Source organism: Steroidobacter sp., assembly GCF_016790065.1.
GTDB lineage: Bacteria > Pseudomonadota > Gammaproteobacteria > Steroidobacterales > Steroidobacteraceae > Steroidobacter.
The window spans coordinates 1-24,808 of the sequence record NZ_JAEUPY010000390.1; the positions used below are offsets into that span (position 1 = coordinate 1).

At 61.2% G+C, this 24,808-nt stretch carries 19 protein-coding genes; 12 read left to right on the top strand and 7 right to left on the bottom strand.

All coding sequences use genetic code 11. The features are described 5' to 3' along the window. Positions 1–1,007: alpha-N-arabinofuranosidase (locus tag JNL55_RS16065; RefSeq protein WP_293855486.1), on the top strand; the 1,007-nt coding region annotated here is incomplete at its 5' end. 709 nt (positions 1,008–1,716) lie between these two features. Here JNL55_RS16065 and JNL55_RS16070 read toward each other — a convergent pair. After that, positions 1,717–3,528 (bottom strand): IlvD/Edd family dehydratase, encoded by a 1,812-nt coding sequence (locus JNL55_RS16070; RefSeq protein ID WP_293855489.1) that lies wholly within the window; start codon positions 3,526–3,528, stop codon positions 1,717–1,719. Continuing rightward, on the bottom strand, positions 3,525–4,607 hold the full coding sequence (locus JNL55_RS16075; RefSeq protein ID WP_293855492.1) for an aldose epimerase family protein: 1,083 nt from the start codon (positions 4,605–4,607) through the stop codon (positions 3,525–3,527). Before JNL55_RS16075 ends, JNL55_RS16070 begins: the two co-directional genes overlap by 4 nt. A 274-nt stretch (positions 4,608–4,881) precedes the next feature. On the opposite strand from JNL55_RS16075, the gene JNL55_RS16080 reads away from it, so the two are divergent. Together JNL55_RS16080 and JNL55_RS16085 are read left to right on the top strand one after the other, a co-directional pair. Beyond that, positions 4,882–6,384, top strand: a complete 1,503-nt coding sequence (locus JNL55_RS16080; protein ID WP_293855495.1) for an amidohydrolase family protein — start codon at positions 4,882–4,884, stop codon at positions 6,382–6,384. A 164-nt stretch (positions 6,385–6,548) separates the two neighbouring features. After that, positions 6,549–8,312, top strand: coding sequence for a redoxin domain-containing protein (locus tag JNL55_RS16085; protein WP_293855498.1), 1,764 nt, complete (start codon positions 6,549–6,551; stop codon positions 8,310–8,312). Positions 8,313–8,328: 16 nt separating this feature from the next. On the opposite strand, the gene JNL55_RS16090 is transcribed toward JNL55_RS16085, so the two are convergent. Next, positions 8,329–8,727, bottom strand: coding sequence for a response regulator (locus tag JNL55_RS16090; RefSeq protein ID WP_293855501.1), 399 nt, complete (start codon positions 8,725–8,727; stop codon positions 8,329–8,331). Positions 8,728–8,957: 230 nt separating this feature from the next. On the opposite strand from JNL55_RS16090, the gene JNL55_RS16095 reads away from it, so the two are divergent. Then, a complete protein-coding gene (locus JNL55_RS16095; protein WP_293855504.1) occupies positions 8,958–9,533 on the top strand; it encodes a superoxide dismutase family protein in 576 nt (191 codons plus the stop codon). Here JNL55_RS16095 and JNL55_RS16100 read toward each other — a convergent pair whose 3' ends face one another. Beyond that, positions 9,534–11,276 (bottom strand): ArnT family glycosyltransferase, encoded by a 1,743-nt coding sequence (locus JNL55_RS16100; RefSeq protein ID WP_293855507.1) that lies wholly within the window; start codon positions 11,274–11,276, stop codon positions 9,534–9,536. It lies immediately after the preceding gene. A 140-nt stretch (positions 11,277–11,416) separates the two neighbouring features. Here JNL55_RS16100 and JNL55_RS16105 point away from each other — a divergent pair, with 140 nt between their 5' ends. The 7 genes from JNL55_RS16105 to JNL55_RS16135 all read left to right on the top strand — a co-directional run bounded on the left by JNL55_RS16105 (position 11,417) and on the right by JNL55_RS16135 (position 21,354). Further along, positions 11,417–13,090: a phosphoethanolamine transferase gene (locus JNL55_RS16105; protein ID WP_293855510.1), complete on the top strand. Its 1,674-nt coding sequence runs from the start codon at positions 11,417–11,419 to the stop codon at positions 13,088–13,090. 71 nt (positions 13,091–13,161) lie between these two features. After that, the gene (locus JNL55_RS16110; protein ID WP_293855513.1) at positions 13,162–13,755 is read left to right on the top strand and encodes an RNA polymerase sigma factor; all 594 of its coding nucleotides are present in this window, start codon (positions 13,162–13,164) and stop codon (positions 13,753–13,755) included. Positions 13,756–13,759: 4 nt separating this feature from the next. Continuing rightward, positions 13,760–14,791 carry a FecR domain-containing protein gene (locus JNL55_RS16115; protein WP_293855516.1) on the top strand — a complete coding sequence of 344 codons (1,032 nt, stop codon included), beginning with the start codon at positions 13,760–13,762 and terminating at the stop codon, positions 14,789–14,791. A gap of 53 nt (positions 14,792–14,844) precedes the next feature. Beyond that, entirely contained in the window at positions 14,845–16,512 is a 1,668-nt protein-coding gene (locus JNL55_RS16120) for a BamA/TamA family outer membrane protein (protein ID WP_293855519.1), read from the top strand. 3 nt (positions 16,513–16,515) lie between these two features. Further along, the gene (locus JNL55_RS16125; RefSeq protein ID WP_293855522.1) at positions 16,516–17,307 is read left to right on the top strand and encodes a phosphatase PAP2 family protein; all 792 of its coding nucleotides are present in this window, start codon (positions 16,516–16,518) and stop codon (positions 17,305–17,307) included. Next, entirely contained in the window at positions 17,222–19,519 is a 2,298-nt protein-coding gene (locus tag JNL55_RS16130; RefSeq protein ID WP_293855525.1) for a TonB-dependent receptor plug domain-containing protein, read from the top strand. Before JNL55_RS16125 ends, JNL55_RS16130 begins: the two co-directional genes overlap by 86 nt. 218 nt (positions 19,520–19,737) lie before the next feature. Next, positions 19,738–21,354, top strand: coding sequence for an ATP-binding protein (locus JNL55_RS16135; protein WP_293855528.1), 1,617 nt, complete (start codon positions 19,738–19,740; stop codon positions 21,352–21,354). 59 nt (positions 21,355–21,413) lie between these two features. On the opposite strand, the gene JNL55_RS16140 is transcribed toward JNL55_RS16135, so the two are convergent. Together JNL55_RS16140 and JNL55_RS16145 are read right to left on the bottom strand one after the other, a co-directional pair. Continuing rightward, positions 21,414–22,451 carry a histone deacetylase family protein gene (locus JNL55_RS16140; RefSeq protein ID WP_293855531.1) on the bottom strand — a complete coding sequence of 346 codons (1,038 nt, stop codon included), beginning with the start codon at positions 22,449–22,451 and terminating at the stop codon, positions 21,414–21,416. Further along, entirely contained in the window at positions 22,448–23,731 is a 1,284-nt protein-coding gene (locus JNL55_RS16145; RefSeq protein ID WP_293855534.1) for a TetR/AcrR family transcriptional regulator, read from the bottom strand. The genes JNL55_RS16140 and JNL55_RS16145 overlap by 4 nt, the downstream gene beginning before the upstream one ends. Before the next feature lie 265 nt (positions 23,732–23,996). Between JNL55_RS16145 and JNL55_RS16150 the strand changes: the two genes are divergently transcribed. Next, positions 23,997–24,350 carry a PilZ domain-containing protein gene (locus tag JNL55_RS16150; protein ID WP_293855537.1) on the top strand — a complete coding sequence of 118 codons (354 nt, stop codon included), beginning with the start codon at positions 23,997–23,999 and terminating at the stop codon, positions 24,348–24,350. 32 nt (positions 24,351–24,382) lie between these two features. Here the strand turns inward: JNL55_RS16150 and JNL55_RS16155 are convergent, their stop codons facing one another. Next, on the bottom strand, positions 24,383–24,808 hold the full coding sequence (locus JNL55_RS16155) for a Dps family protein (protein ID WP_293855540.1): 426 nt from the start codon (positions 24,806–24,808) through the stop codon (positions 24,383–24,385).

Genomic DNA, 24,808 nt, shown 5'->3' on the forward strand with positions numbered 1-24,808 from the left:
AGAACGGACGACAGAAGCCCTGGAAGCTGCCGTACTGCGGTGTCGGCAATGAAACGTGGGGCTGCGGCGGCAACATGCGGCCGGAATATTTCGCGGACCTGTACAAACAGTTCGCTACGTTCGTCAAAGCACCCCGTGACAATCGACCTTTGAAGATCGCCAGCGGAGCGAATGTGGATGACTATCACTGGACGGAAGTGCTGCTGTCGCAGGCGGCCAAGCATATGGATGCTTACTCACTGCACTACTACACCTTCCCGGGTCGCTGGGAGAACAAGGGGCCTGCCATTGGCTTCACTGAAGATGCCTGGGCATCGACGTTGAATCACGCATTGCGAATGGATGAGTTGGTGACCAAGCACTCGGCCATCATGGATAAGCATGACCCGGATAAGAAAGTGGCTCTGTATGTCGATGAGTGGGGCACGTGGTACGACCCTGAGGCGGGTCGGAATCCTGGCTTCCTCTATCAACAAAACACTTTGCGAGATGCTCTAGTCGCGTCGTTGACGCTGGATATTTTTCATCGTCACGCTGAGCGAGTGAAGATGACCAACATCGCGCAGATGGTCAATGTGTTACAGGCGATGATTCTTACCGACAAAGAGAAGATGACGCTGACGCCTACCTATCATGTGTTCGAGATGTACATTCCGTTTCAGGGGGCTACGTCGTTGCCTGTGTCTGTGAAGTCACCGACTTATCAGCGGGGGGAGTGGTCACTGCCACAGGTATCAGTGTCCGCTGCGCGGGATGCTGCTGGGAAGTTGCATCTTGCGTTTACTAATGTGGACCCCAATCGTGGCGCTTCTGTTGCTACGAAGATTGCTGGTGTGAATGCTAAGTCCGTTAGCGGGCGTGTGCTCACTTCCTCTGCCCTCGACGCCCACAATACATTCGAGAAGCCGGAGGCGGTGAAGCCTGCGCCGTTTAAGGGGTCGCGGAAGGGTGATGAGATTCGGGTTGAGTTGCCGCCTAAGTCGGTGGTCGTTGTTGCGGTTGAGTAGGAACCGGAGGCTCAGCGGTTCGCAGCGTCGGGGCGGGGGATCTCCTCCCCGGCGACGCGCATAGCCCTTGGCCCCGCGCAGCGGGGCCGTTGCTTCACGTCCCTGTGGCGCTCAGAAAACGACATCCATGTCGTTTTATGCGCCGGGGAGGAGATCCCCCACCCCAACGCTGCCGAGAGGACTGGGGTACGGCACTAAGAGCTCGCACTAGCTATCGCTACTGGACTAGCACTCGTGACAACGGAAGGATGGAGCGCGACTCTGCAGCGTGAACGAATACTCTTTAGTTACGCCCGCTACTCAACTCTAGGTAGCTCAGGCTTCGTTACGTCTGCCTCTTAGCTGCAATCGGCGGAGACTCTTTCTCTTGGGCGGGGTCCGCCACCTAGCTATAGGCCGCGCAGGGGGAAACGGTTTGGTTATGCCTGCCTGTTAGCTGTAAGCAGCTGAGGTTCTTTCTCTTTGGCTGCGTCCACCCCTTAGCTACAGGCAGCGTCGGGGTGGGTTGTCTCCTCCCGGCAATTGGATCCAGCAGGGATGCTGGTCCCATAGCGCTACAGGGAGGTACAAGCGCAGCGACACGCGTCTGCGTGGCGCGGCGGGTGCAGCGGTGCCGGGAGGAGACAACCCACCCCGGCGCTGCCAGCCACCGGCGCTGTCAGCCACCGAGGCCGCAATCCGCCAGCCACCGCAGCAGCAAAGCCTCACATCAGTGATTATGCCGAGGCACACCCTTAGTCTGCGCCAGCCGCTGATATTTAACGGCGGACTCGAGCACGGCACCAGTGTCAGCCTGCCCAACATCAGCTCGCTGCATCTCTTGCCAAGGCGTCTGACTCGCAGGAAACGCAAACCCACCCGCCTCTTTCAGTGCCTGCCGCCGGCGATTCAACTCTTCATCGGCAATCAAAATATTCGCCTCGCCCTTGCGCAAGTCGACGCGCACGCGATCGCCTGTTTGCAGAAGCGCCAAGCCACCGCCTAGAGCAGCTTCAGGGGAAGCATTCAAGATGGACGGCGAGCCGGACGTGCCCGACTGACGACCGTCACCGATGCACGGCAAGTTGTGAATGCCGGCTTTGATCAGATTCACCGGCGGTCGCATGTTCACGACCTCGGCGGCGCCGGGGTAACCGATGGGGCCGGTGCCACGCATGAACAAGAGAGTGCTCTCATCGATCTGCAACGACGGGTCGTCGATGCGCGCGTGGTAGTCCTCTGGGCCATCGAATACGACAGCGCGGCCTTCGAACGCTTCCGGATCCTTGGGATTGGACAGATAGCGCACGCGAAACTCTTCGGAGATCACGCTGGTCTTCATGATGGCCGAGTCGAACAAATTTCCACGCAGCACTGAGAAGCCGGCGCGTGTCTTCATAGGCTGATCGAACGGACGAATCACCTTGGTATCCAAGATGCTCGCGCCGGCGCAGTTCTCGCCGAGCGTGCGGCCGTTGACCGTGAGAGTGGATTCGTCGATCAAGCCCTGCCGGGTCAGTTCCGAAATCACGGCCGGCACACCGCCGGCGCGATAGTAATCCTCGCCGAGATACTCACCGGCGGGCTGCAGATTCACCAGCAAAGGAACATCCAACCCATAACGCTGCCAGTCATCGATGGTCAGCTCCACGCCGATGTGGCGTGCGAGCGCGTTCAAATGAATCGGTGCGTTGGTCGAGCCACCGATGGCGGAGTTCACGCGAATGGCATTGATGAAAGCCTCGCGCGTGAGAATGTCCGACGGCTTGCGATCCGCCCACACCATCTCGACGATTTGCTTACCGGTGAGATAAGCGCATTCCTGTCGATCACGCAGCGGCGCGGGGATGGCAGCCGAGCCGGGCAGCGACATGCCCAGCACTTCGGTGAGGCTGTTCATGGTGGTCGCCGTGCCCATGGTGTTGCAGTAACCCGTCGACGGCGCCGACGATGCGACCAACTTGATGAAACCTTGATAGTCGATCTCGCCCGCCGCCAGCAATTCGCGTGCGCGCCAGACGATGGTGCCCGAACCCGTGCGCACACCGTTGTACCAACCGTTGAGCATCGGGCCGACCGACAGTGCAATCGCCGGCAGATTCACCGTCGCCGCCGCCATCAAACAGGCCGGCGTGGTCTTGTCACAGCCAACCGTCAACACCACGCCATCGAGCGGATAACCGAACAACACTTCCACCAGGCCCAGATACGCCAGGTTGCGATCCAAGCCCGCGGTCGGCCGCTTGCCGGTCTCTTGAATCGGATGCACCGGAAATTCCAGCACGATGCCGCCGGCCTCGCGAATGCCTTCACGCACGCGCTCCGCCAACACCAGGTGATGGCGATTGCACGGCGACAGGTCGCTGCCGGTTTGTGCGATACCGATGATGGGCTTGCCCGACTGCAACTCTTGCAACGACAAGCCGAAGTTCATATAGCGCTCGAGGTACAGCGCCGTCATGTCCGCATTGGAGGGATCGTCGAACCAGGCGCGGGAGCGCAGGCGACGCGGAGCGGACGAGTTGGAGTTGGATGAAGTCATGGGCTCTTAAAAACTGAAGGAGCGGCGGAAAAACGCAGCAGCAGACAATTCAGATACGTTTGGCCGGGGTTCAAACGTGCGTTGCCAAATTCGCTGCGATTGGGCGAGTCCGGAAACGCTTGCGGTTCCAGACAAAATCCGTCGCCCTGTCGATACACGCGCCGGCTTTTGCCGACGCTGGTGGCATTCAGAAAATTTCCCGAATAGAACTGCACGCCCGGCGCGGTGGAGAACAACTCCAGTACGCGACCGGACTGGGACTCTTCGACGCGAGCCACCGGCCGCAATTGCCCGGGCTCGCCGTCGACGATGTAGTTGTGGTCGTAGCCGCGACCGATGCGCAACTGTGCGTCGTTGCCGTCGCGAATGCGCTCACCGATGGCGTGAGGCGTGCGGAAATCGAAAGCAGTACCGGCGACCGGACGACGCTCGCCCGTGGGAATCAGTGTCTCGTCGACCGGCGTGTAATGGCTTGCAAACAAAGTCAGCCGATGCGCGAACACGTCGCTCGGTGTCGCATCGCCGGCCAGGTTGAAGAAGCTGTGGTTGGTGATGTTGACGAGGGTCGGCTGATCGGTGGTGGCGCGATATTCGATGGCCAACTCGTTCTGATCGTTCAGCGTGTAAGTCGCCGTGACTTGCAACGTGCCCGGATAACCGCCTTCGCCGTCCACACTCGTATAAGAGAGCACGGCGCGGCTCGGCGAACCGGAGCTGACCGACTCGATCTGCCACAGCACTTTGTCGAAACCGTGCGAGCCGCCGTGCAAATGATTGGGCCCGTCGTTGGTCTCGAGCTGATAGTGCTTGCCATCCAAAGTGAACTCGCCGCCAGCGATGCGGTTGGCATAGCGACCTACGGTCGAGCCGAAGTACTGCGGCTGGTCGAGATATTGCTGAGCCGTGGCGTAGCCGAGCACCACATCCGCGAGCTTGCCGTTGCGATCCGGCGCCAGTAATTGCTGAATCGCGCCGCCAAGCGTCAGGATGCGCACGACCATGCCGTGAGCATTCGCGAGCTCCACCGACTCGACTGCGCGGCCATCCGCCAGCGCTCCGAACTCTGCACGAGCGGACATAACCGAGCCCCTGACTGCCGCAACACTGCGGACGGGCGAAACTAACTGTTTTTGGGTCACGAAACTCTGGCCGGCGATCCTGGTAGCGCTCATTCTAATACTCAGACAAAATGTCAGCAATTGTCCTGGCAGACAAGCCTGAATTTCCCCCAGTTGGCGCTGAGCCGAAGCCGCAACTGGCCGCTTGGGGCCGGTTGGGGCTGCCCAGCCCGGTCGGATCGCGCACAATCCCCCAGCCCCGGCGGTGCGCGGGGTCCCACCAAGGAGTTGCCAAATGAAGGGAAGTCGAAGGTCGGGAGTCGCGGCACGCCTGGCGACCGCGTTGCTCATGTCCGTCTTGGCCAGCCAGGCACGGGCGGCCGACCTGGTGATCGACCAGGTGACAGTGGTTTCGCCTCAGCTCAACGCGCCCCAGCCCAAGCAAAACGTCCTGATCCGCGACGGCCGAATCGTCGCCGTCAGCGCTAAGCCAGTCAGTGCCGCCGCCGACGCGGTTCGGATCGACGGACGAGGCAAGTTCCTCACGCCCGGCTTGATGGATTCCCATGTGCACGTCGGAGACGTACCCGGCCTGCCCTATGGCGCAGCGGATCCGGTGTCGAATTCACTGCGAGAGGCATACACCCGCCAGCAACCGCGCAGTTATCTGTATTACGGCGTCACTCAACTGCTGGATCTCGCCAGCTTGCCCGAAGGCATCGCGGCTTTCGAAGCACAGCCGCAGCGTCCCGATTTGTTTCGTTGTGGGCCGGCCGTGGTGCTGGATGGCTATCCGTCGGTGTTCGTCGATCCGTCGGTTCGTTATCGGCTGCTGCCCGATTACATCTATGAGCCGGCCAACGCCGCGACTCATCCCTTGCCCAAGGGCGCCGACGCCGCCCAACACACGCCCGAGGTCATCATCGATCGCATTGCTGCCAGCGGCGCGCGTTGCGTAAAGATCTTTATCGAAGACGGCTTCGGCGGTGCCAGCGATTGGCCGCTGATGAGCAAAGAAACATTGCAACGAGTGCGAGCCGCCACTCGCAAACACGGGCTGCTGTTATTGGCCCACGCCAATGCCATCGACATGCAGCGCATCGCCGTCGAGACTCAAGTCGACGTACTCGCGCATGGCTTGTGGAATTGGAACGAGTACTCGACCCCGCAAGGTGTGCCGCCCGCCATCGCCGCTCATCTACGCGACGTGCATGCGAAAAAGATCGGCTATCAACCGACGCTGCGCGTGATCGCCGGGCTCGCAGATTTGTTTCGTGAGGACACGTTGAAAGACCCGGCGTACGCGAAGGTCGTGCCAGCACCGCTGCTTCAGTGGTACGCGACGCCGGCCGGTCAATGGTTCAAAGAACTGTCGCGCCAGGAAATGGGCGGCGTGCCGGACATGAAGGCCATGCATAACTATATGGTGGCGAGTTCCTACGGCATGCGTGCCACCAAGTATCTGCACGATCTCGGTCATCCGCTGCTGCTCGGAAGCGATACGCCGTCGGCGCCGACGTTCGGTAGTCAGCCCGGCTACGACACTTATCGCGAGATGCGCATGATGGCGCAGTCCGGAATTGCATTACCCGCCATCTTTCGTGCGGCCACGCTCAATAACGTCCGGCAGTTCGGCCTGGACAAAGATTACGGTACGGTCGAAGCCGGCAAAGTCGCGAACCTGTTGTTACTTACGGCCAATCCGTTGGAGACGATGCGCGCCTGGACCAGCATCGACCGGATCATCCTGCGCGGCACTGTCATTAAACGCGAATCGCTGGCCGCGCCCCGCGAGTAGTTCCGCCTGTCGGCATCGCGATGTTGCCGGCAACGCCGGTTACAGGAATGCAAAGATTCTTTACATTCATTAGGACCATTTGAGCCGCGCGCGGATGGACACCCACACCGGCCGCGACGCAGACTGCACTTCTCACTGTGGGGGTTACAGCAATGAGAATGAGCATGAAGCACGGATCGAAGCTGCTCGGTATTGCCACGGCGTTGGCATTCTCAGCGGGCGCAATCAGCCCGGCCTTGGCCCTGAATCCTGGCGACCGGGTCGATAACTTTCGGTTGCTGGATCACACCGGCGCCTCTCGCGAACTTTATTATCTCTCGGACATGAAAGCCGTGGTGCTGATCGCCCAGAGCAACGGTTGCGAAGCGGTGCGTAAATCGCTTCCTGAATTGCAGGCGCTGCGTGACAAATATCGCGCGCAGGGGGTGGAGCTGTTGATGATCAACTCCAACCTCACCGACTCTCGCGCCAGCATCGAGAAAGCAGCCAAAGCTCAAGGCATCGCGCTGCCCATCTTGCTGGATGAAACTCAGATCATCGGCGAGTCGCTGGGTTTGAAACGCAATGGCGAATTGCTGGTCGTCGACACCAAAGGTTGGAAGGTTGCGTATCGCGGGCCGGTATCCGCCGGCGGCACGCCGTACGCTGCCAACGCACTGGATTCGGTACTCGGCGCGGCGCCGGTGAAGACTGCGCAAGTCGACGCCGCCAAGGGCAAAGGCTGTGATCTGAAATTCCCGGAAGCCGACCACCGACACGCGCACGCCAAAATCTCTTATGAAAACAGCATCGCGCCGCTACTGATCGACAACTGTGTCACTTGTCATCGCCAGGGCGGTATCGGCCCGTGGCAAATGACCAGCTATGAAATGATCAAAGGCTTCAGCCCGATGATTCGCGAAGTGGTGCGCACTGAGCGCATGCCGCCGTGGCACGCCGATCCGCATTACAACGTGTTCGCGAACGATCGCTCGCTGAGTAAGGACGAGATCAAGACGTTGGTGCATTGGATCGAAGCGGGCTCGCCGCGCGGCGCCGGCAGCGATCCGCTGGCCACGCTGAACAAACATTGGCCGGAATGGGCGCTGGGCCAGCCCGACCTGATCGTCGAGATCCCGGCCTTCGACGTGCCGGCCACCGGCGTGATCGAATATCAAATGCCCATGGTCGACAACCCACTCGATCATGACGTGTGGGTCAGCGCCGTCGACTTTCAGCCGGGCGATCGCACCGTGCTCCATCACATCATCGCAACCATGGGCACCAGTGCCGAAAGCGTGCGCGATGGCGGCAGCCTCGGCGGTTACGTGCCGGGCGCAGGGCCCATGGTGCTACCGGAAAACACCGGCGTGATGATCAGTAAAGACGCCAAGTTCTTTTTTCAGATGCACTACACGGTGAGCGGCAAACCGGCGCGCGACTCGAGCCGCATGGGCCTGTACTTCCGCAAGGACGCTCCGCAGTATCAGATGCGCAGCGCCGTGCTGTTGAATCCCAAGCTGAAGATTCCCGCCAACACCAAAGCACACACCGAGACGGCAGCGAAAACATTCGAGCACGATGTGATCGTTTACAACCTGCTGCCGCACTCGCATTTCCGCGGCAAGGCGTCGGACTTCATCGCGACCTATCCGGACGGCCGCAAGGAAACATTGCTGTCGGTCCCCAACTATGACTTCAACTGGCAGACCACTTACGAGTTGAAGACGCCCAAGCTGCTACCGGCCGGCACCAAGGTCACGCACAGCACGACGTGGGACAACTCGACGCAGAACAAAGCCAACCCGGATCCGAATCGAGTGGTGCCGTGGGGCCAGCAGACGTGGGATGAGATGCTGTACGGAGTGATTCGCTATCGCTATGTGAACGAGAGCGATGCGCCGGTGCCGACGCCGAAGGCCAAGGTGTCGCAAACTTCGGGCGACTGACGCTAGTGAAATAGTCTCAGTGAAACAGCTGCAACGCCTGCGGTGACGCAGGCGGCGGTTTGCCGTCGAGAATGGCCGAGATGACGTCGATGCTCGAGGGCAGATCGGCGGGGTTGTAGGGCTTACCGATGAAGCCCATCGCCAGATCTTGATTCTGGAACGCGGACGGATGCTGTGCACTGACGAATAGCGCGGCGATATTCAATTCTCTGAGGCGTCGCGCCAGCTCCAGCCCCTCACCCGCGTGCATCAGATCGATATCGATCAGCGCCAACTTCGGGTGACCGGAGCGCGCCAGCGCCAGGCCTTCTTCCAGCGTCGCCGCCGGCCCCAACGTCTCGTGGCCCGCCTGCTCCAGTTCAGCAACTGTGCTCAGTGCGCAAATCGGCTCGTCCTCGACTACAAGAATCAACATCTTCGTTCGCTTACTGGTCGCGTCTCCTGAAAAATCAACGTCGCGTCGACGCGAATCGTTCCTGATCTTGCATCTTGGGCAGCGACTTCGGCGGCGACCGCGTCGTCCCAGAATCAATCACATAGCCCAGCGATCGCCAGTGACTAAGCGAAAGCCACGGCGCAGCCGGTAGCTCGGAACGCAGGCAATGCATCGTGGATTAACAACAGTCGCTCCACGAGAAGCCGCTCATGAAATCGTTCATTTGGATCCCGATTGCTTTGTTGATTGCCGCCTGTGGTCGGAACGAGGACGGTGCTTCCGTAGCCACTACATCAGCACCGCAAACCACGGCGACTGCCGAAGCCACTGCCGGCGGCGCTGTTCAGCTCTCACCCACTAAAGGCAATACTGCGAATGGCGGCTTGAACGTCAGCGCCGCGGGCTCGGGAGTGAAACTCTCCGGCATGATTCAGGGATTGAAACCCGACAGCGAGTTCGGTTTTCATTTTCATGAGAAAGGCGATTGCAGCGCGCCCGATGCCACCAGCGCCGGCGCGCATTTCAATCCCACGGATCACGATCACGGCAACCCGCAGGCTCAACCCCATCACGCCGGCGACATGTTGAATGTGAAATCGGATGCGCAAGGCGTGGCCGAAGTGAGCATCGACAATCCGGAAGTATCGCTACAAACCGGTCAGCCCAACGACATCTTGGGCAAGGCGCTGGTGGTGCACGCCAAGCCCGATGACTACCAGACCCAGCCTTCGGGCGATTCCGGCGATCGTATCGCCTGCGGCGTGGTCGCGATTCAGACTAACTAGTCACTGCAGCTCGGCTCGAGGCGGCGGCGCGTAGTGATACAGCGCCGCCGCTTTGCCAAGAGCAACACACTCGGCTTTCGGCTGGCCACGCACGATGTACCACTGACTGCGATTCGCCGAGCCCAACGACTTGGCGGTCGCTCCGGCAAAACATTGCTGGCGCGTAGCTTCGTTCACCACCAACTGACGATCCGGCGAGCCATGCAACCACAGCGCAGCATCGGCTGCTTCCAGATCGGCCTCTCGCCAGCGCGCATGGCCGAAGTGAACGATGGGCCGATGTACGTTCAGCAAATACTGTTCTTTGAAGCCGACGAAGCCGAGCTCCGCGGAGGGATCGTCCAGCTGTTCGACGCGAGCAATGAAGGCAGCACCGGAGCGCGCTGCATTCATGTTGGGATTGACCCAATAACTCACAGTCAACAACACGGTCGCCAACAAACCGGCGTATGCCAGCACACCGCGCGACGGCCTGGCAAACGCGCAGACCAACGCACCGACGCCACCGATGAGCAACAGCGGGCCGAACACATCGATCTCATAGTTGGCGAGCAGTTCCTGACGCCGCTCCGGCTGGATCAACATGAAAGCCGCGGCCGCTAGACAGACTGCCGAAATCACCGCCGCCAGTATGAACACGGCTCGTTGCACCGAGCGGCGGTAGACCAGCTCCAATACATACGGCCCACTCACCAACGCCAGCGCCGGCAACGCGGGTAACACATACACGCCGCGCTTGCCGCTGCTGAAACTGAAGAACAGCACCACCAACAGCACCCACGACAACAACAACCCAACGCGTAAGTCACGCGCCTGCAAAGCCTTGCGCCAATGGGGCACCAGCCAGGGCAACAGCAACGTCAATGGCAGCCACAGCGCCGGAATGACTTTGACGATGAAGTACCAAAACGGTTCGCGGTGATGCCACGCATCGGTGTAACGGCCGACGGTTTGATGAAACAGGATCTCGTCGCGGTAAGCCGCCAGCGTCGGATCAGCATTCGCAGCCAGCAACATCGGCACCAACCAGGTGCACACCGCGAGTAAGAACGCCACGGGCCCGATGAACCAAGGAGCGATGCTCGTGCCTTGCAGTCGCGGCGACCAGGAGCCACGCAGCAATGCGAAGGGAATCAAGATCAGCAGCGGCAGGAAGCCGACACCCTTGGTAATTACGCCGAAGCCGGCGGCGGCCCAACCCACGGCATACCAACCCCACGAGGGGCCGAGCAACAAGTGCCGCACCAAGCCGTACACGCCCAGCACCACCCAGAACAACAACGTCGCATCGATCTGTGCCTGGCGAACTTGCCACACGAATTGCACGGTCAGCAGCAACGACAGCGCTGCGGCCAAGCCGCTCTCGCGATTCCACAACCGGCGGCCCAAGTCGTAGATCAACACCAGGCAAGCCAGTCCGCTCAACAACGACGGCAACAGGAACGCCACTCGTAACGAACCGGTGACCAGCAGCGACACACCCATGATCCAGAAAAACAGCGGCGGCTTGTCGCCGTACACATCGCCGCCGACGCGAGGTAACAGCCATTCACCGGTGGCGACCATATCGCGCACGATGAGTGCAAAGCGCGGTTCGTCGGCGGGCCAGGGATCGCGCAAGCCGATGCCGGTGGCGATGAGCAGCAAGCCCAGCCCCAACAGCCAGAACAGGTCGAGTCGCGTATCGTGCGCAGTATCACTGCCGCTCCGAAACAACTTCGCCACCCAACTCGCCTGCGTCATTCGTCGTGCCTCATCGTGGCCGGCATTATGCCTCGGCGCACCGCAAATTAGAGTTGGACGCCACTAGTGGAAAAAACCAATCGCGCTGGGCGGAAAATTTTTCTCGATTGATCGCGGCGACGCTGCCCGTCCAACCGTCGATGCATACACAACACTTCCCCGCCCCCGCCTTGCCGCTCTATGCGCGTCTGCGCGAGCGCTGGTCCGCTGGCATTCCCTGCTCGTCCGACGTCGTGTTCGCGTTCGGCGTGTCGTTCATCTGGCTGGCGCTTTACAACGTGCGCTTCTGGGAACTGACGGCACAGGCGATGTGGCACCCGAGCGCTGGCTCGTTGCTATTCATGGCATCGCTGTTCCTACTGGCCTGGACGGTGCTGTCGTTGCTATTGCTCCTGTCGCCGAGCCGATGGTTGATGCGCGCGTTCGCCAGCTCGCTGTTCATCATCGCTGCGCTCGGCGCGTACTTCATGAGCGAATACGGCGCCATCATGAATCAGGAGATGATGCGCAACGTCATACAAACAGATCGCGCCGAGGCTGAAGCGCTCATGAGCGCCGAGCTTTGGCTGCACGTGACGTTGCTGGGACTGATTCCAGCGGTGCTGGTCTGGCGCGTACGACTGCCCGCCATTGGATGGCGGAAACAGCTGGGCCACCGCGCACTGGCCATCGCCATCGCGTTGGCGCTGTCGGTGGCTGGCATGTTCATCAGCTCGGCCAACTACGCCACGTTCCTTCGCGAGCACAAACCGGTGCGTTACACGCTCAATCCGGTGGCGCAGGTGGTCAGCATGGTGGGCTTGCTCGCCGGCGGCCGCGAGGCCGATGCCAATCGACCGTTGCTCAACCCCGCCGGCAAGTCCGAACGTACCGCCGCGACGTCGGCCAAACCCTTGGTCTTGTTTCTAGTCATCGGCGAAACGGCGCGTGCCGCCAACTTCCAGCTCGGCGGCTATGCCCGCGACACCAATCCCGAGCTCGCGCAGATCTCCGGACTCACTTACTTCGCCAATACCGCGTCTTGCGGCACCTCGACGGCGATTTCGGTGCCGTGCTTGTTCTCGCATCTGCCTCGTAGCGAATTCAAAGTGGACCAGGCCGGGAACTACACCAACTTGCTCGATTCACTCAGCCAGGCCGGCTTCGACGTGCAATGGCGCGACAACAACTCGGGCTGCAAAGGCGTTTGCGCACGGGTCGCGAGCGTCGAATCCTGCCGCGAGTCCAATTGTTTCGACGAAGTCATGCTCGCGGACTTGCCCGAAACATTGCGCAACTTACAGCGCGATACGGTGATCGTGTTCCATCAGAAAGGCAGCCATGGGCCGGCCTATTCCGAACGCTATCCGCCAGCGTTCGAGCGCTTCAAACCGGCCTGCCGCTCCAACCAGTTACAGCACTGCACCGAGCAGGAAATCGCCAACGCTTACGACAACACCCTTGCCTACACCGACCATGTGCTGGCCAGTCAGATCCGGATGCTCCGCGAAGCCAGCTCTCAGTTGGACAGCGTCTTGATCTATGTGTCCGACCATGGCGAATCGCTGGGCGAGAACGGCATCTACCTACACGGCATGCCGTACTCCTTTGCCCCGGCGACACAAAAGCAGGTGCCCATGCTGATGTGGGCCTCGGAAGGTTATGTCCGGCGCTCGCAACTGCAAGCCGACTGCCTGCGCACCGAGGCCAAGACCCCCGTCAGTCACGACTTTTTCTATCACACGGTGCTGGGCGCAGCCGAGGTCCGCAACCAGGTTTATGATCCCCACCTGGATCTGGTCGCCGGCTGCCGCCGCGGTGGTGGCCATGAGTGAGCAACGATTGATTTGCCGACCCGACCGCGTCCAACCCAGCAGTGAGTGCCGAAGTCAGTACCGATGCCGAGTTGATCGCCGCCATGTTACGCGGCGACGAGGTCGCCTTTCGCCGCTTTTTCGACAGCTACTTTCCGCGCGTCTACCGGTTTGCCCTGCCTCGGCTGGGCAACGACGCCGAGGCCTGTAAAGAAGTGGTGCAAGCAACCTTGGTCAAGGCCATGCGCGGCTTGGCGGGCTTCCGCGGCGAGGCGGCGCTGTTCAGCTGGTTATGCCAAATCTGCCGCCGCCAGATCGCCGACTATGTGCGGGCCCATCAGCGCCATCAGCGCAATGTGGTGCTGATCGACGACTCTCCTGGGCTGCGCGAAGCGCTCGAATCGATCGCCGGGCCGGCCTCCGAAGAACCCATGCAAGGCTACGGGACGGCCGAGACGCGGCGCCTGGTGCAGTCGGTGCTGGATCGGTTGCCATCACGCTACGGCGATGTGCTCGAATGGAAATATATCGAGGGACGCAGCGTCGAGGAGATTGGCGCACTTTTGGGCGTTGGGCACATAGCCGCGCAATCGTTGCTGGCACGTGCCCGCACCGCCTTTCGCGAGGCGGTGGAAACGGTGTTCGGTTCGACAGCGAGCGATGTGCTCGCCGGTATGAGAAAGTAGCACCATGACGACGGTACCCAACCAACCTGAGTCTAACGACGCCAGCATCGAAGAGCTGCTGCGAGAGGTCGGCGCGCGCGACGAACCTTCGTCCGACGCGGCCCGCGATGTCATGTCGGCCGTCCATGCCGAATGGCTCAGCATCGTGCAACAACGGCGCCGGCAACAACGCGTCGTTGCCTGGCGCATCGCTGCCGGTGTAGCACTCGCTGTACTGGTCTCGACTTTCGCCTATCGATCCATGACACCAGCGGCCGAGCAAGTCGCCAGCGTCGAGCACATCGATGGCCGTTTGTTGGCCAGCACCGACGATGACGGTCCAATCGCTCGCACCAAAGGCGAATTCATCCGCGTTGGCGACACGGTACAGACCGACGCTCAATCGCGAGCCGCAGTGTCATTTCCTGACGGCTTGTCGTTGCGGCTCGATCACGGCACCCGGCTGACAGTAGATGCAACCGATCACATCGTGCTCGATGCGGGCGCCGTTTATATCGATGCGCCGCCGTCCGCCAAGAACCACGCCTTGACCGTAGCAACGGTGGCTGGCTCGGTACAGCACGTGGGCACTCAATATGAAGTGCGCACTCAAGCCAACGCGATGCTGGTCAGCGTGCGCGAAGGTCGCGTAGTGCTGACCCACTCGAACGGCTCCAACACGGGCGAAGCCGGACAAGTCCTGCGCTTGAGCAACGACGGTGAACTCACTCGTAGCATCCTTGCCTCGACCGATCCTCAATGGCACTGGGCGCTGCAAGCTGCTCCCGCGTTCGATATCGAGAATCAGTCGCTCGCCACGTTCCTGCAATGGATTGCCCGCGAGACCGGCCGGCATGTGGTGTATTCGTCACCGGCTGCCGAGAGTGCGGCGACTGCAGTGAAACTGCGCGGCTCCATCGCCGGCCTCGATAGCGACGCGGCTTTGGCTGCTGTGCTTTCCACGACTCAGTTGCGTCGTTATCAAACAAACGCGACCGAGATCGGGATCGAACTCACGTCGATTGATTCGAGCGCGCCGGCACGTCCAACCCACTGAGCACCGCACCGGTCGCGAACCCTCGCGACCGAGACGGCAGCGATGGGGGTTCGATGAAACGTCTCGCCTGGATTGCCGCTACGGCCGCTACCTCTCTGTGCGCTTCTGCCAGCTACGCGGAGAGTACCGACAGCATGGTCGCGATGCTGCCGGGCAAGATCGCCATCGATCAATCCAAGCTGCCGACGGACGCCGATCTCGAAAAGCGCGGCGCGCGTATCGGCCACATCTACATTCAAGTCGACGACGTGTTCGAAAACACGCTGTCGCTGTCGGCCCCGTATCGGCTCGCCAATGGCCTGCACATCTCGACTCACGACGAGACGGTGCGACAGCAGTTGTTGTTCCGTAGCGGCGAACCGTTCCACCGGCGCGTACTCGATGAAACGGCGCGGCTGCTCCGCGACCAGCGTTATCTCAACGAAGCAAGCGTCACTCCGGTTCGCTACAACGACGACAACACCGTCGACGTGCAAGTGCGCGTCCACGATGTCTGGACGTTGAGCCCGGGCTTTTCGTTCGGCCGCAAGGGCGGCGAGAACAACACGCGAATGAAGTTCGAGGACACCAATTTCCTCGGCTTGGGCAAACAGGTGTCGCTGGCTCGCTCCAGCGATGTCGATCGGACATCGTGGCAACTGGCGTACAAGGATCCGCATCTGTTCGGCAGCTGGTGGGCACTGTCGACCGCGTATTCATCCATGAGCGACGGCTCCGAACAGGCGCTGGCTTTGACGCGGCCGTTCTATGCGCTCGATTCTCGCTGGAGTGCGAACCTGAGCGCATCGGACCAGGACAGCGCGGTATCGCGCTATTCGTTGGGCAAGCGCATCGAACGCTTCAACATGCAGGAGCGCCAGTTCGACGTCGGCGGCGGCCTCTCCTCGGGCCTGCACGACGGCTGGACGATGCGCTATCTCGGCGGCTTTCGTTACGACGCGCGTTCGTTTGCAACCCGCACCACCGAACCAGGCGTTGCCATCCCGGACGATCGCACCCTGGCCTATCCCTGGGTGGGCATCGAGGTCATCGAGGACAACTATCTCAGCACTCGTAATCTGGATCAGATCGGTCGTACCGAAGATGTCTATCTCGGCCGCAGTGCTCGCCTGGAAGCTGGCTTTGCCAGCACTGCCTTCGGCTCGACTCGCGATGCGTTCATTCTCAACGGCACCTTGCAGTCGGGCGCCGACCTGAATCATGAGCGCTATCTGATCAACACGCTGAACTGGCGCGGCAGATTCGAAGGCGGCGAACTCAACGACGCCGTGCTGGATGCCAACAGCCGTTTCTATCTGCGTCAATCCGAACGCAGCGTGTTCTTTGCATCGGTCACCGCATCGCTCACGTCGAATCTGGATCCGGAGCGACAACTCCTGCTCGGCGGCGACAACGGCCTGCGCGGCTATCCGCTGCGCTATCAGGCCGGCACCACCAACGCCTTGGTCACCTTGGAAGAGCGCTTCTACAGCTCGTGGCAGCCATTGAAGTTGTTCAATGTCGGCGCAGCGGTGTTCTTCGATGCCGGTCGCTCGTGGGGTCAGGATAACTATGCGGTCGCACCGGCCGGCTGGCTCAAAGATGTCGGGGTGGGCTTACGGCTGGGCAGTGCACGCTCGGGACTGGGCAATGTATTGCACATCGATCTGGCCATGCCGCTGGATCGCAGCAACGACATTCAATCTCTACAACTGCTGATCGAAACCCGGAAGTCTTTCTAACTCATGCTGACTCGAACCCGTCCGGCCGGAACCTTGTTCTGGCAGCACCTGCGGCTGCCGCTATTTCTGTTTGTAGTACTGGCGACGCTGCTCGCCAGCAGCACGCTCGACCTGAGCATCGCTCATGCGCTGTTCTTCGACGAAGCACAGTCGCGGTGGCTGGGCGCGACCAGTTGGTGGACCAACGAACTGATCCATCGCGACGGCACCTGGCTGATGCGCTCCCTCGCCGCCAGTGCCCTGCTGCTCTGGGCCGCAACGTGGTGGCGGCCGCAGTTGCAAGTATTGCGCAGGCCAGCGCTGTACTTTTTCCTGTCCGTAGTGTTGTCGGTGGGCCTGGTCGGATTATTGAAAACACTGACCAACGTCGACTGTCCGCGCGACCTGACAGAGTTCGGCGGCGCCTTCCCCTTCATCCATTTATTCGAAGCTCGGCCGAGCGCATTGCGGACAGCACGGTGCTTCCCAGCGGCGCATTCCAGCTCCGGTTATGCGTTGCTGGCCTTATACTTCGTGTTCCGTGAGCGCAGCCGCCGGGGGGCACGACTCGGCTTGCTGGCCGGCTTGGGCATGGGCCTGGTGTTTGGCATCGCCCAGCAAGCGCGCGGCGCGCACTTCGTCTCGCACGATGTCTGGAGTGCCATGCTGGTGTGGACGGTGGCGCTCTCGCTATACACTTTTGTTTTCAAGGCTCGTCTGTGGGAATTCAATGAAGCCAGCGCTGCGGCACGTCGCCTGTCTGACGACGGGACTGCTGATCTGCCATGCCGCGCTGGCGCAGCTGCAGGGCCGTAGCGTTGGCGACGTCCTGAATGAGTTGCGCGCCGATGGCTTGATCTTCATCTACAACGATCAGATCGTCCCCGCCGGATTGCGCATCGAGACGGAACCTCGCGCTCAGCGAGGCTTGGCACTGGCCCAAGAAATCTTGGCCGCGCACGGCTTGGCGTTGTCGGAAGCGGCACCACGTGTCTACGCCGTCGTTCGCGATTCGGCCGCCGAGTCAGTACGCCGCCCGCCCGCCGCCGCGCCGTCGCAACCGGATAAGTTGGAAGAGATCGTGGTGCAGACCAGCCGCTACACGCTGGCGGCCGATACCACTGCGCCGAAAAACTTTCTTACCCAAGATGAAGTGCAGGCCATGCCTCGGCTTGCCGACGAAACATTGCGTGCCGTACAGCGGTTGCCGGGAGCGGCCACCAACGGCGTCTCCAGCCTCGGCCCGATCCGCGGCGGCGAGCCGAACGAAACCGCAATCGTGCTGAACGGCCTGCGCTTGTACGAGCCGTTTCATCTCAAGAATTTCTACAGCCCCATCAGCCTGCTGGATTCGCGCCTGATCGACAGTATCGAATTCTATTCGGGCGGCTTTCCGGCGCCGTACGGCGATCGCATGAGCGCCATCATCGATGCCAACTCGATTCGGCCGGGACAACGTTATTACGAAGCCGGCGTGAGTTTGTTTCATACCAGCGCGCTGGCGGCCACCAACTTCGCCGGCGATCGCGGCCAGGCATTGCTGTCCATTCGTCGCGGCAATCTGGGCGAGCTATCGCAGTTCGCCGAGGAAGACTTCGGCAAACCGGATTACGCCGACGGCTTCGCGCGCGCCGAGTATTCGCTGTCCGATAACACGCGCATTTCATTTGACGCGCTGGCGTCGGGCGACCAGATCGTCGCCAAGCGTGACGACGGTGCGCAAACCGCGCGCGCCAAGTATCGCAACATCTATAGCTGGCTCACTTTGGACCATGACTGGTCGCCGGCCGCATCGAGTCGGGTCATCGGTTCGTTCACGGACCTGGTGAACGAGCGGCTCGGTTGGGTCGAGCAACCGGGACAACGCAGCGGGCGCGTGCGAGACGAGCGCACCTTTCACATCGCCGGGCTGCGCTTGGAGAACACGCTCGACACAGGCGGCATCAAACATCGCTTCGGCGCGGAAGTGCGGCATTTGTGGGGCGACTACGATTACGAGCTCGACCTCACTGTGTTTCCGGGCTATCCGTTTCCCAGCTCACCCGGCTCGGTCACGACCCGTCGCGTTTCGCCGGCGCCGCAGGGTTACGAGAACTCCGCGTACTGGGACATGCGCTCGACGCTCGGCCAACGCTGGACTGTAGAAGCCGGCATGCGAGTCGACGTCCAAACCTACGACGGCAGCGACGATGGCGAACAATGGAGTCCGCGCGTCAGCCTGCTCTATGCGCTATCGCCAACCACCAAGCTGCGCGCCGGCTGGGGACGGTTCTTCCAATCCCAGGGCATCAACGAGCTGCAGGTGGAGGACGGCGTCTCGCAGTTCTATCCGGCACAGCATGCGGATCACGCCATCATGAGTTTGGAGCATGCGTTCGACCGCGGCTTCAATGTGCGCGTCGAGGCCTATCGAAAATATTATCGACGCATTCATCCGCGCTTCGAAAACTTGTTCGATCCGCTGGTGTTGTTTCCTGAGGCCGAGTTCGACCGGGTGATGGTCGACGCTCACAGCGCTCGCGCCGAGGGCGTCGAAGTGCTGATGCAAATGCGCCCGATGGGGCCTTGGAGCGGTTGGCTGAGCTACACCTGGTCGCAAGTGACCGACCGCATTGGCACGACCGATGTGCCACGCAGTTGGGATCAGCGACATGCGATCAATCTGGGTGTGACTTGGGCCAGCGGCCCTTGGACGGCCACGCTGGTCAACAGCTTTCATAGCGGCTGGCCGACCACTGCGCTGACCATCGACCCGGTGACCGGCACAGCCAACATCGACCTGGCCGCGCGCAATCGTAGTCGCTTCGCCGACTTCAACTCGTTGGACATGCGTCTGACACGAACCTTCATCCTGCCCAGAGGCGCGCTCGATGTGTTCGTCGAAGTCAGCAACGCCTTCTCTCGGGAAAATCCCTGTTGCGTGGAATACGTAGCCCGGCGCAATGCCGATGGCTCGCTGACCTATCAACGCGACGTCAATTCATGGCTGCCGTTGATCCCGTCGCTCGGCGTGCTGTGGCGCTATTGAAAATCGTGACCGATTCGGTGGCTGTACGCGCCGCCAGTCAACAGGATCTAGCGCCATAGCCGATAACCCGGCGGCGGTAGCGGACAGTAATCCCAGTCTGACAAATTCATGTCAGTATGGAAAAATTACCATGTGAAGTTGACGGTGCCGCGCTGCGCGGCTTTTCGATGACGACCAAACGGAACCCTCCCCGACGGCGCGGTGAGGATTGAGGTTAGATGAAGATCCTGCATCTCGAGGACAACCCGAGCGATTCGCTGCTCATCGAGCGTGGCGTGCAACGCCAAGGCATCCAGGCCAGATTCATCCAGGCGCGCAGTCCCGACGAATTTCTTGCCGCGGTCGAAGCCGGCGGTTTCGATGTGGTCCTGGTGGACAACAACCTGCCGGGCTACAGCTCGCAGGACGCCATCGCCCAGGTCAAATCCAGCTATCCCGAAGTGCCGGTGATCGTCTGCTCCGGCGCCGCCCAGGAGGCGGAAGTCGCCGCCAGCTTCGCGGCCGGCGCCAGCGACTATGTGTTGAAAGATCATCTTTGGCAGCTCGGTGCAGCGTTGCGCCGGAATGCCAAGCCCGTACCGGTGCAGTTAGCACCAGCGCCGCCCGCACCAGTGACGCCCTCACCGATTGCGTCCGCACCGCCGCCGCAAGCGGCCATGCTGTTGTTGATCGACGTGGTCCAGAAGCTGTCGTTGGCTCGAGGCCTGGACGCCATCGTCGACATCGTTCGCAAAGCGGCCCGCCAACTCACCGGCTGCGACGGCGCCACCTTCGTGCTCCGCGACGGTCCTTACTGCTATTACGTGGACGAGGATGCGATCTCGCCGTTGTGGAAAGGACAACGCTTCCCGCTGGAGACCTGTATCAGCGGCTGGGCCATGCTCAATAGCACCTCGGCCATCATTCCAGACATCTATAAGGACGCGCGCATCCCGCACGCCGCTTATCGGCCGACCTTCGTGCAAAGCCTGGCGATGGTGCCGATCCGTTCTTATTCGCCCATCGGCGCCATTGGTAATTACTGGGCCCGTCATCACGAGTGCACGCCGCAAGAGCAGATGCTGCTGGAAGCTCTGGCGAACACCACCGCGGTGGCCATGGAAAACGTCGACGTCTACCAGAACCTGGAACGCCAGGTCCGCGAGCGCACTCGCGAACTGCAAACGGTGAACCAAGAGCTCGAAGCGTTCTCTTCCGCCGTTTCGCACGACTTGCGCGCGCCGCTGCGGATCATGAATGCGGAACTGGATATGTCCCGCGACTATTCGGGCGTGCTGCCGAAGGACTCCATCGAGCGCTTGCGCGAGTCCACCCATAGCATGAGCACGCTCATCGACGATCTACTGCGCCTGTCGCACATCACTCGCACCGAGCTGATGCTGGAATCCATCGATTTGAGTTCGCTCGCCACCAAGATCATGACTCGGCTGCGCAACGCCGAGCCGAAGCGCGAAGCCGACATTCATATCCAGCCGGAGCTGAACGCGCGGGTCGATGCCGGCCTGCTGGGTGTGGTGTTGGAGAATTTGTTGTCGAACGCCTGGAAGTACAGCTCCAAGCGCGAGCGCAGCCGGATCGAATTCGATACCTATCGCGATGAACGCAATCGGCTGGTGTATCGAGTGCAGGACAACGGCGCCGGCTTCAATCCGAACTACGCGGATCGGCTGTTCAAGCCATTCACTCGACTGCACGACGCTCGACAATTCCCTGGTGTCGGCATTGGCTTAGCCACCGTCCAGCGCATCATCCAACGGCACGGCGGCGAGATTTGGGCGGCCAGCGACGGTCGCAACGGCGCGCAATTCATGTTTACGCTGGCCGAACAGACCTGACTAAAGCAGTGGCGCGCCCCGGTCATGTACTCGGGCGGCGCGCCACTCGCCTTCGCCGCTTACTTGGCGGCGTCTTCGAACCCTTGCAGCACGTGCGCCACGTTGTGCCCGATCTCTGAGACGGCATAGCCGCCTTCCAGGATGAACACCGTCGGCAGCTTGAGCGCCGCGATCTGTGCGCCGAGCTTCAAATACTCCGGTTCGCGCAGCTGGAACTTCGAGATTGGATCGTCGGCAAACGTATCCACGCCGAGCGAAATCACCAACGCGTCCGGCTTGAACTCATGGATACGACGCACCGAGTCGCCCAGCGCATCGAACCACAACGCATTGCTGCTGCCGGCCGGCAACGGATAGTTCTGGTTGTAACCCAAGCCTGCGCCCTTGCCGGTTTCATTGGCATGGCCGAGGAAGAACGGATACTCGGTGCGCGGATCGCCATGGATGGACAGAAACAGCACATCGCTGCGCTCGTAGAAAATGCTCTGCGTGCCGTTGCCGTGGTGATAGTCGACATCCAGCACGACGACTCGCTTCGCACCGGCATCGCGGAAGCCCTGAGCTGCCACCGCTGCGTTGTTGATGAAGCAGTAACCACCGAAAAAATCCGGACCGGCATGATGGCCAGGCGGACGCGACAGCGCGAATGCCGATCGCTCACCGCCGCTGACCAACTGCTGCGCAGTCAAAGCGATGTCGGCACCCAACTTGGCGGCCGTCCACGTACCCGCCATCAACGGAGTGCCGCTGTCGTACGAATACAAACCCATCTTGCCCGCGAAATGTTCGGGCTCGATATCGTCGCGGAAGCCGCGCACCGGCCACACGGCAGGCAAAATATCGTTGGTGTTGCCCTCAGCGGCCCACATATCCCAGGCCTTTTCCAGGAAGCGCAAATAGCGCGGCGTATGCACGCCTTCGATGGCCGAGACCGGAAACACCTTCGGCTCGAGGATCGGGCCGAGATTACGCTGCTTCATCGCGTCGTAAACGAAATCGCCACGCTCCGGCTTCTCGAAGCAAGGCACTAATTGGCCGCGATACATTTCCTTGTCACCGCGATGCAAGCGGTGACGGTCGCTATAAATGATTTTCATGAATGACTCTTGAGGCCCACCGCCACCAGATTGGCGATTTCGCGGGCAATGTGTTGCTGTTGTGACGGATCCGTGGGCACGTCGTCCTTGACCAGCCAGCTGAGCAGCCCGGGCAACATCAGTGCCCGTGCATGCACGTCGACATCTTCGATACTGCCTTCGCGCATGCCCTGCCGGATGAGTTCGTGGTACGCATCGCCGAGCTGATCCGAGCGCACGGCGAATTTGGCCTGTCCTTCCGGCGACAACGCGCCGTGGCCCACGAGCGGCGATAAGGGATTCAAATCTTCATTCGGATAAGCGCGCGCCAACGCATCCATGGAAGCCGACAGCGCTTCCAACCGAGTGCCCGAATATTCGAGCATCCGATCCTTGATGAACAGGAAGATCCGGAACGCGCGCTCGTAGCACGCCGACACCACTTCCTGTTTGCTACCGATGTGATGATGAAAGGTGCGCTTGGTCGTGCCCAGCTGCGCGGCGATTTCTTCCAGCGAGGTGGCGTCGATGCCTTTGCGATTGAAGGCACGCGAGGCAGCTCGCAACAGCGCCTCCCGTTTCGCTTCCAACGCCGCGTCCCGGTCGAACGCACTCACCACTTGCGGCGCGAGTTTGGAAAGATCCAGCGGCTGATAAGCAGGCAAGCTCGACGCGGTCGCGAAGCCCTCGAGTACCGTCGCCATCACCGCGGCTCGCAAACGTTCCGCGCCCATCGGCCCAACTGCATGCGCCCACGGCCGAGCCAGCGGCGCCCAAGTGACCAGACTCAGGATCACGCGCGCGTTCACTTCGATATCGCAGGCTCGCAAGACGCCTTCGCGATGACCGGTCTCGAGTAGATGCGCCAAGCGCGCCGTCAAGCCGTCGTACAGACCCTGGATAGTGTCGCGCTGGGTCTGATTCATCATGGCGATTTCCGCCCGCGCAGCGATCTCCGGCTCCGTGGGATCTAACATGCGACTGATGAAATCGATCAACACATCGGCCGAGGTGCCGCCGACGCGCTCGGCCTCGCGCAAATGTCGTGCGATGATTTCCGCCGCGCGCCGGTAACACTGGAACACCAGATCTTCACGATCGGCCACGTAGTGATACATCGCGCCGCGGGTCACACCCAGCTTGGCAGCGATTTCGGCCAGCGACGTGAGCAACACGCCTTTCTGGTTCAATTGGCGAGCGGCCTCGTCGAGCACCCGCTCGTGGCGATTGACCACGCCGGCGGCGGAGGCAGAGGCCTCGGCAGCAGGCTGGGCCGCGCTGTCTTTAGAATTAGAGGTCATGGCAGTAAACCGGGGGACGTCCATAGTAACCGTCCCGACGCTATCGTTCACCTTGGCTGACCCTTGGACGCCCGCCAATTGCGACTTCCCGCCCCACCTACCCCCAGCCGGCCGCCAGCCCGACAGCGGCGAGAGCGGGTTCACAATTCCGGCGACCGCCGGCGGCGGCGCCCGTCGATTGTTGCGGGGGCTAGGGTACATTTGCGCGGCATCACGGATGACCTGAGCCATTACCCGCCAGCTGGCGACCAAGAACAAGGCTGACATGGAGTCATTTTTTAGCTCAGGCGGGCCAGCACCCGATCCTGCCGCCAAGATCAAGGCCTTGCGTTGGCCGGCCAGCCTGCGCGTGGGCCACACCACCACGCTCGCCGGGCGCGCCATTCAGATTTCCAGCAGCGGCATCGGCTTGCTGTTGGATCGGATGGTGCGGGAGGGCGAAGTCGGCTTGGTGCGCGTGGACGCGTTCATCGCCGGCAGCCCAGTGCGGCTGCAGGCGCGGACCAACGTGGTCTGCTGTACCTGTGTGGGCATGGACGGCTTCCGAATCTCCCTGCGCTTCCAGGATCTGGACGACGATGCGCAGGCGGCCGTCGATACGCTGCTGCACGTCCGCTGATTGCAGCGGACGTGCAGACAACTGCAACGGGATTACTTCAACAGACTGCGCAACATCCACGCGGTCTTTTCGTGCACCTGCAGGCGCTGGGTCAGCAAGTCCGCAGTGGACTCGTCACCGCCCTTCTCGGCAGCAGGGAACGTGGCTCGCGCGGTGCGCGCGACGGCTTCATGACCGGCCACCAACAATCGCACCATCTCCAGCGCATCCGGCACGCCTTCGGTTTCTTCGATCGAGGTGAGCTTGGCGAACTGGCTGTAGGTGCCCGGCGCCGGATAGCCCAGCGAGCGAATGCGTTCCGCGATGGCGTCCAACGCGTTCCACAGCTCGGTGTACTGCTCCATGAACATCAGGTGCAGCGTGTTGAACATCGGGCCTTCGACGTTCCAATGAAAATTATGGGTCTTCAAATACAGCGAGTAGGTATCGGCCAGAACCTTGGCCAGCCCACCGACAAT

Excerpts from the sequence above, each read along its gene's own strand:
- JNL55_RS16070 (WP_293855489.1), bottom strand. The coding sequence starts at position 3,528 with ATGACTTCATCCAACTCCAACTCGTCCGCTCCGCGTCGCCTGCGCTCC.
- JNL55_RS16075 (WP_293855492.1), bottom strand. The coding sequence starts at position 4,607 with ATGTCCGCTCGTGCAGAGTTCGGAGCGCTGGCGGATGGCCGCGCAGTC.
- JNL55_RS16080 (WP_293855495.1), top strand. The coding sequence starts at position 4,882 with ATGAAGGGAAGTCGAAGGTCGGGAGTCGCGGCACGCCTGGCGACCGCG.
- JNL55_RS16085 (WP_293855498.1), top strand. The coding sequence starts at position 6,549 with ATGAAGCACGGATCGAAGCTGCTCGGTATTGCCACGGCGTTGGCATTC.
- JNL55_RS16090 (WP_293855501.1), bottom strand. The coding sequence starts at position 8,727 with ATGTTGATTCTTGTAGTCGAGGACGAGCCGATTTGCGCACTGAGCACA.
- JNL55_RS16095 (WP_293855504.1), top strand. The coding sequence starts at position 8,958 with ATGAAATCGTTCATTTGGATCCCGATTGCTTTGTTGATTGCCGCCTGT.
- JNL55_RS16100 (WP_293855507.1), bottom strand. The coding sequence starts at position 11,276 with ATGACGCAGGCGAGTTGGGTGGCGAAGTTGTTTCGGAGCGGCAGTGAT.
- JNL55_RS16105 (WP_293855510.1), top strand. The coding sequence starts at position 11,417 with ATGCATACACAACACTTCCCCGCCCCCGCCTTGCCGCTCTATGCGCGT.
- JNL55_RS16115 (WP_293855516.1), top strand. The coding sequence starts at position 13,760 with ATGACGACGGTACCCAACCAACCTGAGTCTAACGACGCCAGCATCGAA.
- JNL55_RS16120 (WP_293855519.1), top strand. The coding sequence starts at position 14,845 with ATGAAACGTCTCGCCTGGATTGCCGCTACGGCCGCTACCTCTCTGTGC.
- JNL55_RS16125 (WP_293855522.1), top strand. The coding sequence starts at position 16,516 with ATGCTGACTCGAACCCGTCCGGCCGGAACCTTGTTCTGGCAGCACCTG.
- JNL55_RS16130 (WP_293855525.1), top strand. The coding sequence starts at position 17,222 with ATGAAGCCAGCGCTGCGGCACGTCGCCTGTCTGACGACGGGACTGCTG.
- JNL55_RS16135 (WP_293855528.1), top strand. The coding sequence starts at position 19,738 with ATGAAGATCCTGCATCTCGAGGACAACCCGAGCGATTCGCTGCTCATC.
- JNL55_RS16140 (WP_293855531.1), bottom strand. The coding sequence starts at position 22,451 with ATGAAAATCATTTATAGCGACCGTCACCGCTTGCATCGCGGTGACAAG.
- JNL55_RS16145 (WP_293855534.1), bottom strand. The coding sequence starts at position 23,731 with ATGACCTCTAATTCTAAAGACAGCGCGGCCCAGCCTGCTGCCGAGGCC.
- JNL55_RS16150 (WP_293855537.1), top strand. The coding sequence starts at position 23,997 with ATGGAGTCATTTTTTAGCTCAGGCGGGCCAGCACCCGATCCTGCCGCC.